16 protein-coding genes and 2 pseudogenes are annotated in these 17,497 nt (G+C 67.5%); 5 read left to right on the top strand and 13 right to left on the bottom strand.

Translation table 11 applies throughout. The features are described 5' to 3' along the window. The 7 genes and pseudogenes from ETD83_RS08505 to ETD83_RS08475 form a co-directional block, all read right to left on the bottom strand. Positions 1–645, bottom strand: a pseudogene (locus ETD83_RS08505) (phospho-sugar mutase); the annotation flags it as partial. Continuing rightward, the gene (locus tag ETD83_RS08500; protein ID WP_138644514.1) at positions 642–1,436 is read right to left on the bottom strand and encodes a purine-nucleoside phosphorylase; all 795 of its coding nucleotides are present in this window, start codon (positions 1,434–1,436) and stop codon (positions 642–644) included. The gene ETD83_RS08500 and the pseudogene ETD83_RS08505, both read right to left, overlap by 4 nt. After that, entirely contained in the window at positions 1,433–2,635 is a 1,203-nt protein-coding gene (locus ETD83_RS08495) for an amidohydrolase (RefSeq protein WP_138644513.1), read from the bottom strand. The genes ETD83_RS08500 and ETD83_RS08495 overlap by 4 nt, the downstream gene beginning before the upstream one ends. Before the next feature lie 102 nt (positions 2,636–2,737). Then, positions 2,738–4,351 carry an ABC transporter permease gene (locus ETD83_RS08490; protein WP_138644512.1) on the bottom strand — a complete coding sequence of 538 codons (1,614 nt, stop codon included), beginning with the start codon at positions 4,349–4,351 and terminating at the stop codon, positions 2,738–2,740. Next, complete coding sequence (locus ETD83_RS08485) at positions 4,348–5,193, bottom strand: ABC transporter ATP-binding protein (protein ID WP_138644511.1); 846 nt, start codon at positions 5,191–5,193, stop codon at positions 4,348–4,350. Before ETD83_RS08485 ends, ETD83_RS08490 begins: the two co-directional genes overlap by 4 nt. 8 nt (positions 5,194–5,201) lie before the next feature. Next, complete coding sequence (locus tag ETD83_RS08480; protein WP_138644510.1) at positions 5,202–6,248, bottom strand: ABC transporter substrate-binding protein; 1,047 nt, start codon at positions 6,246–6,248, stop codon at positions 5,202–5,204. A 56-nt stretch (positions 6,249–6,304) separates the two neighbouring features. Next, positions 6,305–7,051, bottom strand: coding sequence for an FCD domain-containing protein (locus ETD83_RS08475; RefSeq protein ID WP_138644509.1), 747 nt, complete (start codon positions 7,049–7,051; stop codon positions 6,305–6,307). 123 nt (positions 7,052–7,174) lie between these two features. On the opposite strand from ETD83_RS08475, the gene ETD83_RS08470 reads away from it, so the two are divergent. The 4 genes from ETD83_RS08470 (at position 7,175) to ETD83_RS08455 (ending at position 10,210) form a co-directional block, all read left to right on the top strand. Beyond that, positions 7,175–7,942: a nucleoside phosphorylase gene (locus tag ETD83_RS08470; RefSeq protein WP_138644508.1), complete on the top strand. Its 768-nt coding sequence runs from the start codon at positions 7,175–7,177 to the stop codon at positions 7,940–7,942. 97 nt (positions 7,943–8,039) lie between these two features. Beyond that, complete coding sequence (locus tag ETD83_RS08465) at positions 8,040–9,362, top strand: MFS transporter (RefSeq protein WP_138644507.1); 1,323 nt, start codon at positions 8,040–8,042, stop codon at positions 9,360–9,362. Positions 9,363–9,415: 53 nt separating this feature from the next. Continuing rightward, a complete protein-coding gene (locus ETD83_RS08460) occupies positions 9,416–9,847 on the top strand; it encodes an ATP-binding protein (protein WP_329602705.1) in 432 nt (143 codons plus the stop codon). A gap of 93 nt (positions 9,848–9,940) precedes the next feature. Further along, complete coding sequence (locus ETD83_RS08455) at positions 9,941–10,210, top strand: hypothetical protein (protein WP_138644506.1); 270 nt, start codon at positions 9,941–9,943, stop codon at positions 10,208–10,210. 261 nt (positions 10,211–10,471) lie between these two features. On the opposite strand, the gene ETD83_RS43575 is transcribed toward ETD83_RS08455, so the two are convergent. The 3 genes and pseudogenes from ETD83_RS43575 to ETD83_RS44290 form a co-directional block, all read right to left on the bottom strand. After that, complete coding sequence (locus ETD83_RS43575) at positions 10,472–11,107, bottom strand: Lsr2 family DNA-binding protein (RefSeq protein ID WP_205717555.1); 636 nt, start codon at positions 11,105–11,107, stop codon at positions 10,472–10,474. 113 nt (positions 11,108–11,220) lie between these two features. Beyond that, a complete protein-coding gene (locus ETD83_RS46285; protein WP_138644516.1) occupies positions 11,221–12,021 on the bottom strand; it encodes a NucA/NucB deoxyribonuclease domain-containing protein in 801 nt (266 codons plus the stop codon). A 423-nt stretch (positions 12,022–12,444) separates the two neighbouring features. After that, positions 12,445–13,351 (bottom strand): annotated as a pseudogene (locus ETD83_RS44290) (IS30 family transposase); the annotation flags it as partial. On the opposite strand from ETD83_RS44290, the gene ETD83_RS08435 reads away from it, so the two are divergent. Further along, a complete protein-coding gene (locus tag ETD83_RS08435; protein WP_138644505.1) occupies positions 13,297–13,683 on the top strand; it encodes a hypothetical protein in 387 nt (128 codons plus the stop codon). The pseudogene ETD83_RS44290 and the gene ETD83_RS08435 sit on opposite strands and share 55 nt — an antisense overlap. Positions 13,684–14,567: 884 nt before the next feature. Here the strand turns inward: ETD83_RS08435 and ETD83_RS08430 are convergent. The 3 genes from ETD83_RS08430 to ETD83_RS08420 all read right to left on the bottom strand — a co-directional run bounded on the left by ETD83_RS08430 (position 14,568) and on the right by ETD83_RS08420 (position 17,495). Then, positions 14,568–15,878, bottom strand: a complete 1,311-nt coding sequence (locus ETD83_RS08430) for a DNA sulfur modification protein DndB (RefSeq protein ID WP_138644504.1) — start codon at positions 15,876–15,878, stop codon at positions 14,568–14,570. A gap of 31 nt (positions 15,879–15,909) precedes the next feature. Continuing rightward, a complete protein-coding gene (locus tag ETD83_RS08425) occupies positions 15,910–16,518 on the bottom strand; it encodes a GIY-YIG nuclease family protein (protein WP_138644503.1) in 609 nt (202 codons plus the stop codon). A 140-nt stretch (positions 16,519–16,658) separates the two neighbouring features. Beyond that, positions 16,659–17,495: a phosphoadenosine phosphosulfate reductase family protein gene (locus ETD83_RS08420; RefSeq protein WP_138644502.1), complete on the bottom strand. Its 837-nt coding sequence runs from the start codon at positions 17,493–17,495 to the stop codon at positions 16,659–16,661. Between the last annotated feature and the right edge of the window lie 2 nt (positions 17,496–17,497).

Below are 17,497 nucleotides of genomic sequence, written 5' to 3'. Positions count from 1 at the left end.
GTGCAGGGTCGACACCGCGTCCAGGTAGCGGCCCGCGCCCTGGTGGACGGGCCAGTCGGTGCCGAGCGGTAGGTGGTCGACGCGGCCGATGGTGTCGATCGCGGTGGAGATCTGGGTGTCGGTGGGTGGGATGATCTGCGCGCCGTCTGACCAGTAGACCTTGTAGCCGTTGTCGCGGGGCGGGTTGTGGCTGGCGGTCACCATCACCCCGGCCACCACATCGTCGTGTGCGCGGGTGAAGTGGGCCAGGACGGGGGTGGGGACCGGGTCGGCGAACACCTCGGGCCGCAGCCCTGCCCCGGCCAGTACGGCGGCGGTGTCGTCGGCGAACTGGCGGGAGCGGTGCCGGGCGTCGAACCCGACGATCACCCGGCCGCCGGGGGGTAGGCGGGCGGCCAGCCCGGCGGCGGCGCGCATGACCGTGACCCGGTTCATCCGGTTGGGTCCGGCGCCGAGTTCGCCGCGCAGCCCGGCGGTGCCGAACTGCAGCCGGGCGCCGAACCGGTCGGCCAGCGCCCGGTCGGCCAAGGCCCGGTCGGCCAGGGCCCGGTCGCCACCCTCCAGGATCGCCCGGAGTTCGGCGCGGGTTTCGGGGTCGGGGTCTTGGGCCAGCCAGTGCTCGGCGGCGCGGTGCGGATCGCTCATAGTTTCGCCAGCACCCTCGCCAGCAGCGAGCCCATCCGCCCGGCCGAGGCGCGTCCCGCCGCCAAGACCTCCTCGTGATCGAGCGGCTCGTCCGACAGCCCGGCGGCGATGTTGGTGACCAGGGAGATGCCCAGGATGTCGGCGCCGCCGCGGCGGGCCTCGATGGTCTCCAGCACGGTCGACATGCCGATCAGGTCGGCGCCCAGCGTCCGCAGCATCCGGATCTCGGCGGGCGTCTCATACGTCGGGCCGCGCAACGCCGCGTACACGCCTTCCGACAGTGTCGGGTCGGCCTCTTTGGCCAGGGTGCGCAGCCGTCCGGAGTAGGCCTCGGTGAGGTCCAGGAACCTGGCGCCGGTCAGCGGGTTGGCGCCTGACAGGTTCACATGGTCGCAGATCAGTACCGGGTCGCCGACCTGCTGGTGTTCGGGGCGCAGGCCGCCCGCGGCGTTGGTGAGCACCACTGTCGTCACCCCGGCGGCCAGTGCGGTGCGGACGGGGTGCACGACCGCGTCGACACCGTGTCCCTCGTACAGGTGCGTGCGGCCCAGGAACACCAGCGCGCGGCGCCCGGAAACCTCCACCACCCGCACCCGCCCCGCATGCCCCTCGGCCGCAGGGGGAGCGAACCCCGGCAACTCGGTCACCAGCACATCCACGGCCGGCCCGCCGAGCGCGTCAGCGGCCGGAACCCACCCCGACCCCAACACGATCGCGACATCGAAGGAATCCACGGACGCGCGGGCACGCAACTCCTCCGCAGCAGCCCCCGCCAGCGCAAAAGCGTTCATGGGCGCACCAGAACGCCGGAGCGGGCGACGATCTTCCCGCGCTTCATGACGAGCGTCCGTTGCGGTGGGGCCACGACGATCTCGCCGATCGCTTCGCCCGGGAGGACGACGAGGTCGGCGACGTCCCCGGGCTTGAGGTCGCACGGCGGGGCGCCGAGGACCTCGCGGCCTAGGGTCGTGCCCATGGTGACCGCGAACTCCAGGTCCTCGTCCCTGCGCCAGTAGCGCTTGTAGGCCAAGAACATCGCCCTGGCGAGAATGTCGCCTTCACCCCACGGCGACCAGCGGCTGCGGGCGGAGTCGGAGCCGAGGCACATCCGCACGCCCATCGCGTGCAGGGCCTTGACATCGGGCACCGGCAGGAGCCCGTGCACCCCGACGGCGACGGCGATGTCCGCGTCCGCGAGCACCGACGCCAGCTGCTCGAACTGCGACGGCGTCGGTTCGGCCAGGCTGAACACGTCGCAGAGGCTGACCTTGCCCTGCATGCCCAGCGCCTTGACGCGCTCGGCGATCCGCTCGATGAGCCAGATGCCGAGCTCGCCGGACTCGTGCGCGTGGAAGTCCACCGGCACCTGGTACTTCTCGGCGAGGCCGAAGACGATGTCGAGCTGGCGTGCCGCGTCGCCGTCGACGCCGGCGGGGTCCAGGCCGCCGATCGCGTCGGCTCCGGCGCGCAGGGCTTGTTCGAGCAGTTCGGCGGTGCCGGGTTTCCGCAGGATGCCGAGCTGGGGAAAGGCCACGATCTGCACGTCCGCGAGATCGGCCATCTCCTCGCGCACCTGGAGCAGGCCGTGGACGCCGTCGAGGCCGATCTCCGGGGCCACGTCGGTGAAGGTCCGGATGGACGTCGAGCCGTACGCGACGCACATGTCGAGGAAGGTGCGCGCCCGGGCGGCGACCGGGGTGGTGGTCTCCGCCCACTGCCGCAGCTGGTCCTCGAACATCTGCTCCATGGTGATCGGCTCCGACGTCCGCCGGACCCACGGCTCGCCCCACAGGCTCTTGTCGGCGTGGGCGTGGCCGTCGACGAAGCCCGGCAGGACGATCTCCCCGGCGAGGTCCTCGACGTGGTCGGCGGGGCCGAGGTCGGCCGGCGGCTCCGTGCCGACGGCGTGGATCCTCCCGTCGGCGACGGTGATGACCTGCGGATCGCCGGCGCCGTTCACACGGACGTTGGACAGAATGGTTCTCGACATGATTCGCCTTCTCATACTTCCCGGTGTCCGGGACCGTGAATGGTCGTGCCTTCCGATGAGTCGAGGCGGCTGAGCGCGACTGCTCGAGGCGGCCGAGCGCGATTACTCGAGGCGGCTGAGCGCGATGTCCTCCAGCGTGCCGGCCAGGCGGTAGGCCATGAGCGAGGCCAGCAGCACGATGGCGACCCCGCCCCAGACGAAGTCGTAGTCCGACAGCGTCGCGGCGACGGTCATCGAGGCGCCCAGCCCGTAGCCGGTGGCGAGCCATTCCGCGACCATGGCCGCGCCGATGGACAGCGGCAGCGCGATCTTGACCGAGGCCAGCAGCGCCGGCAGCGCGTACGGGATGAGGAGCTTCGTCAGGTGGTGCCTGCGCCCCGCTCCGACGGCGGTGAGCAGGTCCACGGCGCTGCGCGGGACCGCTCTCATCGCGAGCAGGACGTTGACGAGGATCGGGAAGAACGTCATCACCGCGATCAGGATCGTCACTGCGACGATCCCCCGCCCGAACATGAGGGCGAGCAGCGGCATCGCGGCCACGATCGGGATCGACCGGAGGGCGATCGAGATGGGCATCAGCACCCGTTCGATCACCGGGAACTCGTGCGCGACAACGGCCATCGCCACCGCGAGGAGGAGCCCGACCAGGAAGCCGACGCCGGCGTCTCCGATGGTGCGCAGCAGCGACGACAGCATGTACGGCAGCGGTGCCTCCGCCTCACCGGACGCGGTGACGAGCTGCGTGTCGCCGGTGGCGAAGTAGGGTCCGACCTCCAGCGGGCCCCGCGCGACCTCGGTGCCGCCCGGGACGACGAGGACGAGCAGCCACCAGCCGAGCACGACGCCCGCCAGCGTCCCGACCGCGGCGAAGGTGGCGCGCAGCACCCGGGCGGCCCGGTGCGCGTCGCGTCGGCCAGGGCGGGCCGCGCGGGCGTCCAGGACGGTGTCCGCCGAGCGGGTCCACGGCAGGATCAGCCGTACGACCAGCGGCAGCACCAGGAACGCCACGGCGGCCAGAAGCGAGGTCACGATTGCCAGGCCCCAGGCGCGGGGCACGTCGAACGCGCCCTGGGCCTGGATCATCGCGACGCCCAGCCCCTCCTCTCCGCCCATGTACTCCCCGATGATCGCGCCGAGGATGGCGCTGGGGGCCGCGACCTGGAGGCCGCCGACGAGGCTCGGGATCGCGGCGGGCAGCCGCACCTTGCGAATCACCGTCCACTCCGAGCCGCCGGCGGCGCGCACCACGTCGACCGAGGTCCGGTCGACGCTGCCCAGGCCGAGGATGGCGGCGACCAGGGTGGTGAAGACCACGGCCTGGGCGGCGAGGATCACGCTCGGGACATTCCCGCGGAAGGCGATCGCGAGCAGCGGGGCGATGGCGATGAGCGGCAGCGCGATCGCGCCGACCGCGACCCGCTCGAACAGCGCCTGGACGCGGGGGAACGGCAGCGTGCACAGTGCCAGCGCGATCGCTATGCCGTTGCCCCAGACGTACCCCTGCAACGCCGACGACATGGTGACGGTCGCGTTCGGCACGTAGTAGCCGGCGTCGTCCCGCATCTGCGCGAGCACGTCGGCGGGCGGCGGCACCAGCGACCCGAGCCCGCCGAGCGACATCACCTGCCACGCGATGACCAGGACCGCGACCGTCAGGAGCGGCGGGACGACATGCCGCAGGCCCGCGACGCGAGGCCGGGCGGCGGCGGCGTTCATGGAGCGGTCCCGTTCTCGCGGCTGGTGAACAGCTTCTCCGACAGCTCGTCGCAGAGCGCGTGGAACGCGGTGTCCTGCAGGATCTCGGGCGTGCGCGGCCTTGGCAGGTCGACGCGGACGACGTCGAGGATCGTTCCAGGACGGGGTGACATCAGGACGACGGTGTCCGAGAGCAGCACGGCCTCGGCGATGCCATGGGTGACCAGAACCGTGGTCGTGCCCCGCTCGGCCCAGATCCGCTGCAGCTCGAAGTTGAGGCGCTGCCGGGTCAGGTCGTCCAGTGCACCGAACGGCTCGTCCAGCAGCAGGAGTTCGGGATCGGTGACCAGGGACCGGGCCAGCGACACCCGCTGGCGCATGCCTCCGGACAGCTGCGACGGCCGCGCCTTCTCGAACCCCTTGAGGCCGACGAGCCTGATCAGGTCGGCGACCGCGGCGCCGTCGCGGCGGCCGGCCACCTCCTGCGGGAGCCGGATGTTGGCCTCCACGCTCCGCCACGGCAGCAGGCCCGCGTCCTGGAAGGCGATGCCGACGCCGTTCCCCTCGCGCAGCTCGCGCGGCGTCCGGCCGTGGACCGTGACAGTCCCGGCGGTGGGTGTCTCCAGGTCGGCCAGCATCCGCAGGACCGTGGACTTGCCGCACCCGGACGGTCCCAGCAGCCCGACGAACTCGCCGCGGCGCGACTCGAAGGAGAACTCGCGCAGCGCCTCGACCGAGGCTCCTTTCCCGGTGAACGTCTTCTTCAGGCCGCTCGTGCGGATCCCCTCGGAGGTCTGGGCGCGGGCGTCGGCTGGGGTGGCGCGAGTCTTCTCGGTGTCCGGCAGCGTTCTCTCCTCCGGCATGGCGGGCCTCATCCCCCGAGCAGCTCGTTGGTGAACAGCGACCTGTCGAGCTTGATCCCGATGCTGGTCAGGCTCGTGATCGTCTCCTCGATGAGCGCGTCCGACATCCAGAACAGGCCCTTGGACCCGTCGCCGTCGCCCTTGACGTACGGCGCGATGGCGGCGAGCGACGCGGCCTGCTCGTCGAGCTTCAGGCCGAGCTTCGCGCCGTACCTCTTGATGATCACGTCGGCGGCGTGCTTCTGGTCGCGCAGCGCCGCCTCCCAGCCCAGCCTGCTGGCCGTCATGAACTTGCGGGCGCGCTCGCGGGCGGCGGGGTCGTCCAGCGTCTTCTGGGACGCGAAGAAGACGCTCTGCATCCGGTTGAACCCGAAGTCGGCCAGCGGCATCACGTGCGTCTTGACCCCGCGCAACGCCAGCGACACGGGCTGGTTGGACGCGAATCCCCAGATCGCGTCCACCTCGCGGGCGGCGAGCGGCGCGGGATCGAACTGGATCGGCACCAGCTTCACCTTGCTGACGTCGACGCCGTTGCGCTTCATGAACACCAGGGCCGTGTTCTTTCCGGCCAGGGTGATGCCGAGCTTCCGGCCCTCGATCTCCTTCGGGTTCCTGACCGGACGGTCGGCGAGCGAGATCCAGGACTCGGGGCTCTTCAGCAGCCCGGCGCCGACGATCTTCAGCTTCCCGCCGCGGGCGACCGCGGTGGCGACGTTCTCCGGGATCGCCTCGATGCCGAGGTCGACGCGGTCCGTCGTGACCATGGGGACGACCGCGGAGTTCGGCCCGCCCGGCAGGATCTCGACGTCGAGCCCCTGCTTGGTGTAGAGCCCGTCCTCGGCCCCGATGAAGATGCCCGCGTACTCCGCGTTCGGAATCCAGGCGAGCTTCACCGTGAACCGGCCCTTGCCGGAGCCGTTGCCGCCGGCGGTGCTGGAGCCGCATGCGGCCAGCCAGGGGACGGCCGAGGCGGTCGCGGCCACGGCCGCGCCCCGGCCGGCGACCCGGAGGAATGAGCGCCGGCCCAGGCCGGGCGGCGTGCAGGTGTGGGTCATTCGTGCTCCCGAAAGAGTCGTCGTCGTGATCGCTGTGGTGATGGGGGGATAGCGCTCTACGCGAGGTCGTTTTCCGCGAGCAGCGTGTGGATGACGTGAGCGTTTCCGCTGTTGGCGAAGTGCTCCGTCTCACGGATCATTCCGTCGAGATGCACGACCATGAGCCGCTCGGCGCCGTCCGCATCCCGGTCCGAGATGCTCGCGACGATGTAGCGGTGCTCCTGGTCCCACCGAAGCAGTGCATCCTGCTTGATTCCGATCATGATGAGCAGTCGTTCGAGCAGGTCGAGGCGCTCGTCGAACAGGGTCGTGCAGATCGCCTGGATCTGCTTGTTGTGCGAGGCCTGGCCGATCGTCTTGTGAAAGGCGAGCCGTTCCCGCCAGCGCGCCTCGCCGTCCGTCTCGACCATCTCCCGGAGGCGGGTGAGCTCCTCCGGACGCGCCCTGAGCGCGGCGGCCCGCGCGGCCTCGCGCTCGATCCCCCGCCGCCCGATCAGGTGGTCGATCAGGTCGTGGACGTCGCGCAGGGCGAGGGCGTCGGCGAAGGACGACTCCCGGCGGCTGTCCAGCCGCTGGTTGGCCGCGACGCGGCTCCCCTCCTCGGTGAGGATCCGCCCCTTCTTTCCCAGGGACAGGGTGAGGGCCCGCTCGTCGAGGTCGTTGAGCAGCCGGCTGACGGTCGACTCGCTGACGTCGAAGCCGCGTCCACGCAGGTGCCGGGTTGCCGCCCGCGCTCCCACGGGGCCCTCCTGCGCGTTCATGAACGCCAGAAGCTCGGACTCCATCACCGGCGTATGCCGCACGGTCGCCTCCTCGTCGTCAGGCCGTGCCGGAACCGTAGGTGCCTTGTCCGTGTATGTCAATAGTGACGAACGTAGTTGGGTTGTGACACTGTATGGCCGCAATTGACGTACGGAGGAATTCGGATGAACAGCGACAAGCTGGCCCACCACCTGCACCTACGCGCCCGGGACGTGGGACGGTACGCCCTCCTGCCGAGCAACCCCGACCAGGTCGCCCCTATCGCCGCGCTCCTCGACGACCCGGAGTTCGTCGTCCGCAACCGCGAGTTCGAGACCTGGCGCGGCACGGCGGACGGCGAAACGGTCATCGTGACCTCCACCGGCGTCGGCGGACCGTCCACCGCCCTGGCCGTGGAAGAGCTGGCCGCGCTCGGAGTCGACACGATGATCCGGGTCGGCGTGTCGGGTTCGATGCGTCCCGACGTCCGCAACGGCGAGCTGGCCGTCCTCACCGCGGCGATCCGCGACGAGGGCACCACCAGGCAGTACCTGCCGGTCGAGTTCCCGGCGGTCGCGGACCTCGACGTGCTGCTCGCGCTGCGCCGGGCCGCGGACCGCGCGGGCGTCCCGTACAGGTGCGGACCCGCGCACACCAAGGACTCCTACTACGGCGAGACGGAACCGGAGCGGATGCCCCTGGCGGCCGCGCTGACCGAGCGTTTCGAGTCCTGGCGCCGCGGCGGGGCCGTCTGCTCGGAGATGGAGACCGCCGCCGTGTTCATCGTCGGCACCGTGCTCAAGGTGCGCACCGGCGGCGTCGTGATGATGTGGAGCCAGGACGCCATCGACACCGGCACCGCCCCCTCCACCGACCCGCTGTTCGCCACCGCCGTCGACGCGGTGCGCACGCTCATCTCCGGCGTGGCCGCGCAGCCGGCCCTCGGGGCGTGATGAACCCGGACGACGGCTCCGCCGGAGGCAGCCCGGGCGCACAGGCGCACACCGCGTCCCGCGCGGCGCCGAGCAACCTCGCCGAACGGGACGCGACGTGACCGCGAACCACCCGGAGACGAACGGGCGACCGCCCGACCCGTCCGGTATGGCCGGCCAGGCCACCGGGTCGGCACACGCTCGCGGCGCCCTCAGGCGACCGCTGGTGGTGCTGGTCGCCGTCGTCCTCGTCGCCGTGAACCTCCGTGTCGCGGTGACGAGCCTCGGCGCCGTGCTCGACCAGGCCCGCGCCGATCTCGCGATGTCCACGTTCGCCACGTCGACCGCGGCGACCCTGCCGGTCGTGTGCTTCGGCGGCATCGCCCTGGCGACGCCGTGGCTCATCCGGCGGGTGGGCGCGAAGACCGGGCTCGGCCTCGCGCTCGGACTGCTGCTGGCCGGGCAGCTGATCCGGGCCGGCGCCGGCGAGGCCACCCTCCTCGCCGGCACCTTCGTCGCCTGCGCCGGCATCGCCGTGGGCAACGTGCTGATCCCGGTGATCGTCAAGATCGAGTTCCCGGCCCGCGTCGGTGAGGTCACCGGCGCCTACAGCGCCGCCATGTCCGCCGGGGCCGCGATCGGCGCCGCCGCGACCGTGCCGATCGGCGACGCCGCCGGCGGCTGGCGAGGCGGCCTCGCCGCCTGGTCCGTCCTCGCCGCCGCCGCGTTGGCGATCTGGCTGCCCCAGATGCGCCGGAGCCGCGCCCCGGCCGAATCCCGCGCGCCGATGACGGCCATGATGCGCAGCCCGGTCGCCTGGGCGGTCACCCTTCTCTTCGCGACGCAGTCCGTCCTCGCCTTCGTCGTCATGGCCTGGCTGCCGACCATCTACATCGACGCCGGCTTCGCGCCGGGCGAGGCCGGCACCCTCCTGGCCGTCGCGCTCCTCGTCGGCGTCCCGGTGTACTTCGTCGTCCCGGTCCTGGCGGCACGGCTACGGCGGCAGGGAGCCCTCGGCGCGGGGATGACCGCCATCCAGATCGTCGGCCTGGCCGGCCTCCTGCTCCGCCCGGAATCGGTCCCCTGGCTCTGGGCGATACTCATCGGCATCGGCGGCGGCGTGTTCCCCCTGACCCTTGCGCTGTTCAGTATGCGAACCCGCACCGCGACGGACACCGCCACCCTGTCGGCGATGGCGCAGAGCGCCGGCTACCTCCTCGCCGCACTCGGCCCGTTCACGATCGGCGTGCTCCGGGACGTCACCGGTTCCTGGACCACGCCGGTTTCGGTCCTTATGGCGATATGCGTCGTCCAGACGGCCTTGTCCTTCACCGCCGGCAAGCCCCGCCTCGTGGGAAAGCCGCGGCCGGCGACAACCCCCCATGAGCGCGATCCACACCAAGCGCCGACCCAACAGCCCTCAGACACCCCCACCCCATGACGTGCGCGCGGGGGGACGTCCGAGTCCGTCCCGGCCCGGTTCACCGTACGCCCGTGTTCGAGCAGGCCAGGGCATGGGCCGCTGTCGAGTGGGGTTCCTGCTACCGGACCGTCATGGTGGCCGAGGAAGCCGAATGCCGGCCGGCATGGTGCACATCTCCGCGGTGGAGACACGCTGGACGAGGATCATGTCGCTCAGAACGCCGGATCAAAGCCGCGGCCTTCCCCTCGACAAAGTCGTGGCGAGCCTTCGACTTCGAGGCCAACCCCAACATCGCCCCAGCCGTCATCCACTCCCTGGCCACCTGCGAATGGGTCCACAAAGGCCAGCCGCCCTGCCTCATCGGTGACTCAGGGACGAACAAGTCGCACCTCTGCGCCGCCATCGTCGACCGCCTCACCTACAACGGCGCGATCATCGAAACCGGCACAGACTCCTACCGCCCGGCCCAGATCCGCGCACGGGCGGAACACAACGCCCGCTGACTCTGTGCTGATTGAGTAGTGCAGATGAGACCCGCTCTTCCGCGTCGGCGACGTCGCCCTATCGCCCTTTGGGGCGCGGGTGTCGCCGTCGTCGTGCTGTTCTTGCTGATGTTGTGGCCAGGTGCGCGCCTGTTGACCGGCGTATCCCTTGAGCGACTCCCGCCCGATAAGCAGGTGGCCGCGGTGGACGCGGCCCGCTCGCGTTTGCTGCAACTCGGTGCCGGCGTCCTCGCCGCCGCCGCGCTGATCTTTACCGCTCGTGGGTTCTATTTGCAGCGCGAGGCACAAATGACCGACCGCTACATCCGTGCTGTCGAACAGCTGGGATCGGCCAGCCTGGAGGTGCGAATGGGAGCGATCTAACGCCCTCGAACGGATCATGGCCGACTCCGCACGTGACCACCCGACCATTGTCGAGGTGATCGCAGCCTTCGCCCGCGGACGCGCCACGACCGAGCCAGACTCCTGGGAAGACGCAGTGCCCCCATCCCGAGGAGGTTGCTCAGCGTCAGGCGTTCATCGTGCCGGTAATCGAGCCGGACGATGTGGGTGGCTTGGGTGTCAGACGGCGATCGTCTCCTCGAAACTGCGGCACTCGGCGCAGGGCGAGGCCGCGGGGTGGCACTAGTGAGTAGCGTTGTACATGGCGATGATGGCGTCGGGGATCGGCCCGTGGTCATTGACCTGGAGACCGGTGTCTTTGGCCCATGACCGGATGGTCTCGATGCGTTCGGACGCCTGATCGCCGGGTTGGTCGGTGAGCGGGGGAGTTGGGAGGCGCCAGAACCTGGCGACATATAGCTCGGTGCCTTCGGCCTGCTCCCATTCGTCGTCGCCGGGCGCGACGTGACGAGCATAAAGGTCCCTTTCCTTAGCGGCCATGGCGGCGCGTCGGTAGCCGAGCAGGTGCAAGTGATACCGGCCGGCAGGCAGCTCGAACACGCCTGGTTGCACCCCGGCGGTGGTCGCCATTAACCCGATCGAGCCAGCTTTCACCTGGAACTCCAGCCGGGTCTGTACCTCTGGCTCGTTTCCTTCGTCGGTGACATCACCGGGCGGGGCGTCGGTCCATAGTTCGAACCGGATGCCCGGTGAGGGAAGCTGGCACCTGGGGTAGATGTGCACCGCCGCGGAAGTCGCGGCGAACCAGCCTTCAGAACGTGTCGGTTCCGGGTGATCGTAAGCCTCGTCGTAGAAGCCGAACATGCCGTGACCGGTCGTGGCGATCACGCTGGCATCGGCCAGTAACCTGTGTTCCATCGCCTTCCTCCTTCAGGATTGGCCATCTCCCTCAGGGGAGCGGCCAGCAGGGGTGTGAAGGCGTTGCGCACTCACACCCCTGTGACCATCATGCTGAGCTACGGCGGGCACCGCTACTCAACCTTGATGAAGAACTCCTGTTCCTCGGAGATTCGGTCCCAGTCGTACCAGGCGCCAAGTAGCTCGCCGGCTTTCTGGTTTTCCCGCCAGTAGACCGGCTCGGCAGAGAACATCAGTTTGTACTGGTCTCCATCGGTCTTCCAGCGAGCAGCACCCTGGTAGGTTGAGGCGAAGGGGTACTCATCGCACTCTTGCACCGGCCTGCCCTCCGGGTATTCCGGCGGGTATTCGATGGCCTCGTTCCAGCGTGGGAAGTAGGGGTTACAGCCCCAGGCCTTGGCGTAGTACCGGTTGCTGTCTACCCGCTTTTTGTTTCTGTTGTCTTCGTAGTAGTTGGGGACTAGTCGCGTCAGCGGATTGCCGATCTTCTTGCCGGGCAGCTGCTTGTCAGAGAACGGGGGTTTGGTCTCTTTGGGCTTGTCCAGAGCCTGCCACAGATGCTCGGCGACCGCCTTGTAGCCGGTGTTGTTCGCCCGGCTGAACCGCAGGAACGGATCGACCACGGTGAAGATCGAACCTCGTTTGGCCTTTTGGTTGTACCAGGACGAGTCGAATCGGATGCTCGTTCCGACGTGTTCCTCTAGCTTGGCTCCCGGGTATCCGGGGACCTCACCGATAGAATGGACGACCACGTCACCACGGACGAACTGGTCGCCGTGCTGCTGCCCGGGTGTTTCGGCCGGTGAGGTGAACTCGACATAGGCGCTCGGATCCGCCTCCCATCGCGAGACCACCTTGGTGGTGCCCCCATTGGGTTTGCAGTTGCTGAGGGGCTCGTTGGTGGCGCACCACATGGACAGACTATAATTGGCTGCCAGCTTGCCGTGGATCACGCAGACATCAGGCCGCTGTGGGTCGCAAGCTTTGGCCGTCGACTCGGTCGCGTAGTCCCGCCTGCACCAGGAGAAGTGGTTCTTGGTCCAACCTCCGATGTCGTCGGCCTCGTCATTGGCGGCGCATTCGGACGGGGTAATGTAGTCGTAGTCGTTGGACTTAATCTTGTCCTGTACGTCATCGGCATCGGCCGTGTAGGTGGCGCCTTTGCGTCTGGCTTCCTGCTTCACCTCTTGCGGCGACTTCGGATCTGGCCCGCGACGGACCTGCTGGTTCTCGTTGTCCAAGGAGACCGTGGTGGTGGATTTGATCCAGTCGCTGCGGGGGGTAGGCGTAGCGGAGGCGGGAGTCACACCCACGGTCAGCGACTGGTTTCCGCCACAGTACTGGCGCAGCAGCCCGTTGATGTTCTCGTTGGTTCCGCGCTGCCAGGGGCTATGGGGGTCGGCGAAATACACCTGCAGCCCGGTGTCACTGGTCAGCTCGGTGTGCTGAGCCATCTCCTTGCCGCGGTCCCAGGTCACCGACCGGCGCAGGGACCCGGGCAGCGTGGTGACCGCTGAGGTGATGGCCTCTCGCACGGCCTCAGCACCCCGGCCGGCCAGGGCCGGGCCGTTGTGCACGCGCGGGTGGATGCCGTAGCCGTCCATGCGGGGCAGGTGCAGCAGCATCGTGAACCGCGTCGTCCACTCGACCAGATTCCCGATCGCCGACCGGTTCAGACCAATGATCAAATCTCCTTCTCAGTGTCCTGCCACTGTGTGGTTCTCGGCCTCCAGAGGACGGTTTCCGATCGTCACCTGCGCGGTGACCGTGCCATCACAGCGCCGCCGGGCGCGGGCGCGGGGCACCCGAAGGGCCTTGCCGGTGCGCAGGCAGGCGACGAGTTCGCGCTGCAGAGCGCCACGGCCGTTGATGTAGAGCGCTTGATAGATCGCCTCATGGGAGATCCGCATCGCCTGGTCATCGGGGAACTCCACACGGAGGCGATGGGCGATCTGCTCCGGGCTCCACGAGCTGGCCCAGCGGCGGTCTTGCCGACGCGGGCGATTCCGGCCGTTCCATCGGGTGGGTGGTCCTTGCGCGACCGCGCCGTCGCAAGTACGGATCACCCCGGCCAGGCGCTCCTGCACGTAACCGCGAAGCCTGTCGTTGGCGACCAGCTTGGGCGTCTTTGGGCCTGCACGCTCGCCGGTCGCGATGCCACTGCGCGGCCACCGCCCGATACTGCATGAGTGCTGGACCCGCTCGAACATCTGGATGAGCCCAGCTCGGCGTTTGTCCAGAACGTCAATGAACGCGCCGCTCAGATCGCTGGTGACCTGGAAGCCGCGCAGGCCAAGCTGCGGGAACTGCGGAGTATGGTGCCACCGCGCCCGTGCCCCGAACTGCTGGATCTGCTGCCCGTTGGGACGATCGATCTAGGGCGCGTCCCCGCACCGGTTCTGCGGCGGCTGTTGGACGTGTTCCGGCTGCGGATGCGCTATGCCCGGAAGACCGGTCTCGTGGAGTGCGAAGTCACGATCACGTCCGAGATCGTGGGAACCCAGCGAGATGCAGCGGTTGCGGCGATCGGTGGTGATGGAACAGAATCGCGCGCCGGTTTGCGTGGTACCCCCTAGGGGGTACAACAAGCATGGGCGCACCCCCGCCGTCCACGTGCCCGCCGGGCAACTGATGATCACTCGTAGATTCGGCGTCGGCGATGCCCACGAGCAACACCGCTAACCGTGATGGGTGTTCGCCTGGCCACCTACTGCGTGTCCATCGAGGCGGCTATGGCCGACCGGTCCTCACGTCCGCGCCGCACTCTTCGCTTGGCAGCCGAAGCCGGACAACCTGTCGGATGGCCGCTGGTGGCGGCAGCCGCTGTGATCGGAATGTTCGCGGCGCTGGCGGTGGGTGGCTGGCCTGCGGGCGCTTTACTCTCCGTCCAAGCGTCAAGATCCGCGGGGCCAATGGGTCTGCTGATCTCGCTAGAGCTGTTCCGCTGGAGACGTAGATGACTGGGCTTCAGCGCCGCGGCAGGCCGCGGCGTTGCCCGGACGAGATCCTCGAACATGTCTTCGCATTACGCCTCCAAGGGGCGTTGCTGCTCGAGATCTGCGACAGCCTCAACGCCGAGGGTGTACACACACCGGGAGAGGGACCGCGGCGGCACCTCTCTCACGCCTCCCGTCTGTTGGACACGATCGACGCCAGGACTCTTGCCGAAAAGCGCGCCACCGGGGTGAAATCGGACCATCAAAAGCGAGATCATCTACCTCTGTGAAGAGATTCGAACCACATCGTCCCCGGATTCGGCCACGCCTACCTCCGTGAAACGCTGAGGTCGCTGCCCGGCTGCATCGGAATAATACGCACGTTGTCGCCCAACCGTGACCCTTCTCGACGACCGCCGGCACCTGCGGACGTGACCCCGCCCACGACACACGCCTATCGGCCGCGGATCGGACGAAAAAGGCCCAACCGAAGTGGCAGCTTCGTGTGGATCCGATTCCGAAGCCTATTCGGGTTGAAACTGGACTGTTTCGACCGGCAAGAGCTTACTAAGCTCGTCCGTGCTTACCGGGTATCTCGCTTTCATGAGATCTGCATACGAACGGAGTGCCCTGCTGATCTGAGCCTTGGATCGTGGGGCTAGGTGGACGAGTAGCAGGTCGTACAGCAGCTGTGTATGATCTTTCCCGCTCGCCATTTTTCCTTGCTGGCGGCCTTCGGGTGTCTCGATCCACATTGCGGAAAAGGGTGCTTCAGAAATCTTCCAGTTCAGGGCAGAAAGCCGTTTCATCACCTCCTCCCAGGTCATCGTCTCCTGTTCGAGGATGTGCCGGACTACTCGCGCCACTTGCACCTGCACTGCTGGCCGCATGAACGGGTGGCCTGCCCCCTCCCTCCCCTTGGGGGCTCGTACGTCTCGGGGAGACTGAGCCGTCAGGTAACGCTTCTGCAGGTTTCCGCAGGCGTCCAGGAGATCTTGAATTCGTTCGGCGATGATTTCGTAGCTCTGGTCGAGGAGTTCGTCGTCTGCCCGCTGGTTCGACTCGTTGAGCGTGCAGGGAAGTTCGAACCCGATCTCTTTGACCACGTCGTACAGGACGCTGATCGTACTCCAAGCCGGACTGGAGGCTGAGATTGAGCGGGATGCGAGCACCAGTTCGCCCCCTTCTCCAACCTTGCTGAACACCAGCACGGCCTTGTCGCGGCTCACGAATGGATGTTCATCGAGGAGTTGGCGGGTAAGTATGGCAAAGCTGTCGTCCTCGTCAAGAGCGATGTTCTCTTGCAGGTTGGTGCTCTTGGCGTTGCGGTTGATGTTAGTGAACAATCTCCTTGTTCGGCGGCGCCCTTCGGGAGTATCGAAATGCGGTACGACGATCACGTTAATATCCTCGTTGCCCAGTTCGGGGTTTCGTTTGACGGCGTCTTTGATGGCTTTGAGGCGGTGTTGACCGTCCAGTGCGAAGAACTGCTGGGTGCCGTCGAAGGTGAGCACACCGAAATTGCGGTCCAGGCCTGAGAGTATTGCCTCGTTTTCGGCGTCCATCGTGACTTCGAGGTAGTTCGGGTTTCCACCCCATACCGCGATGATGATTGCACCGAGGAAGCGGTTCTCGTTGGTCAGAAGGTACTCGGTGATCTGGGCTGTGCGTGTGCCGACACCTCGCTGAATCATGGTGCCGAGGTCCTGGTTTCCTCCCAGTTCATGGGCGAAGCTGACTTCGCGCGCTACCTGGGCATAGCTCATGAGGCAGGAGAAGTAGGTCCAGTTGCCCACTTGTGCCTTGAAGGCGGGGACAAATGTTTTGGATGTCATTTGGGTGCCTTGTCGTCCAGAGTGCGTGTGGTCAGCTACGTTCCCGGAGTGCGGGTTGGGGGGTGGAGCTCAGACGGGCACGCAGCCTGGGACGGCTGCGGTTGTTGAGTGGGGGGTTGTACAGGTTGATCAATCGATTTTCGAGGTTCTGGATCTTGGATCCGTCTTCGACCGTCGCGAACCAGAACTCCAGAGGACGAAGGGCGAGATAGTACGTGAGGCGATCGGCACGTGTGGTTGGCGGTTCTTCCGTCCAGAGGCGCTCAGGATTGCCGCGGAGGTGCTTCTTGTAGTCCTTGAATCTGTTCCGGAGGGTGTTGCCGCGTTGGGCGGCTCCACCAGCCTGGCCGATGTAAAGGACCTGATGAAAACTTCTTCGTGACTCGTCGGCCATCGTCAGCTGGATCGCCGGGCACCACACGAACATGTAGAGACCCGCCTCGTGAGGAAGGGAATCGGCAAGGCTTTCGACCGCGATGGCGCGTTCCCATGGGGAAGCGTGAACAGTCAGGTCGTCCTGTAAGACCTTGTGGGCTGGGATATCAAGCATCATGGCTATGCCGAGCTGGAGGTTCAGAGCAGGGCTCGCCTCGGCGCGATGTCGGATGACAGAGCGCTCGTGCGCGTTGGGTGATGCCATACCTCAAGGCACTCCGGCTACGGTGGCGGCAGGAGTGTCATCTTTACACAGGTGCCTGACCCTTGAGGTGGAATATCCACATTTGGCCTTGCTGGTGGTATGTGATCACCAGCAAGGCCCGCGACAGCTTGCGGCCATGGTCAGAGATGGCAGACTGAGCAGCCGGCTTCGTCGTCGTCGGTGTCGAGTGCTTCTGAGAGGACATCCAGGAGCGGGCGGTTCGGCTTGATGCGCTTGGCGGCGCGTGCCATGGCCGCCTCGTGTCTGGACCGGATCTCCTCGCGGCGGTCGATCAATTCATCCAGGGATTCCCCTTGGGACCAGGTGTACTTGCGCCCCTGCATGGCTGTCTCTTGGTAGCGGACCTTCTCCTCGTAGGCCACTGCTCTGTCGAACAGCTCGGGATGGCGATCCTTGAGGCCGACCCACTCGTGTTTGCGCTGGAAGAAGCAAAAGTAGCAGCCGGAACGAGTGCGCCATTCGTAGTAGGCGGGCAGGCCGACACCGGCCTCGTCGAGGATGCGCATGACACCGTCTTTGTCGATGCCGTCATCTCGGAAGGGGAAGATAGCCTTGATGTTGGGCTTGGTGCTGACGTAGCCGAGGCGGTTCTCATCGGCGCGGATGGCGACGTAGGAGACGACTTCGTCGTCGCCGACCCATTCTTCCAGGGGCTTGATCTTCAGGTTCTTGGTGCACCAGCGCATCTGGGGTGAGGGGAGGGTGCCCTGGTAGACCTCCATCCAGTGGTCGAAGTCGCGATCGGAGTTGAGGCGGGCGATGGGTTTGCCCAGGGCCGCTTCCAAGCGGTTGAGGTACTCGTAGGTCTCAGGCAGTTCCGCGCCAGTGTCACAGAAGAAGTACTCCATGTTCGGGACGCGGTCGCGCATGTAGATGGCGAGGGCGGAGGAGTCTTTTCCACCGGAGATGCCTAGGACGTGCCGGACAGGCCTGATGGGGCCGATGTCACCTGTCATGG

The organism is Actinomadura soli (genome assembly GCF_005889715.1).
Classification (GTDB): domain Bacteria; phylum Actinomycetota; class Actinomycetes; order Streptosporangiales; family Streptosporangiaceae; genus Spirillospora; species Spirillospora soli.
The sequence above is the reverse complement of the archived record's forward strand: the minus strand, read 5'-3'. Positions and strand labels throughout refer to the sequence as shown.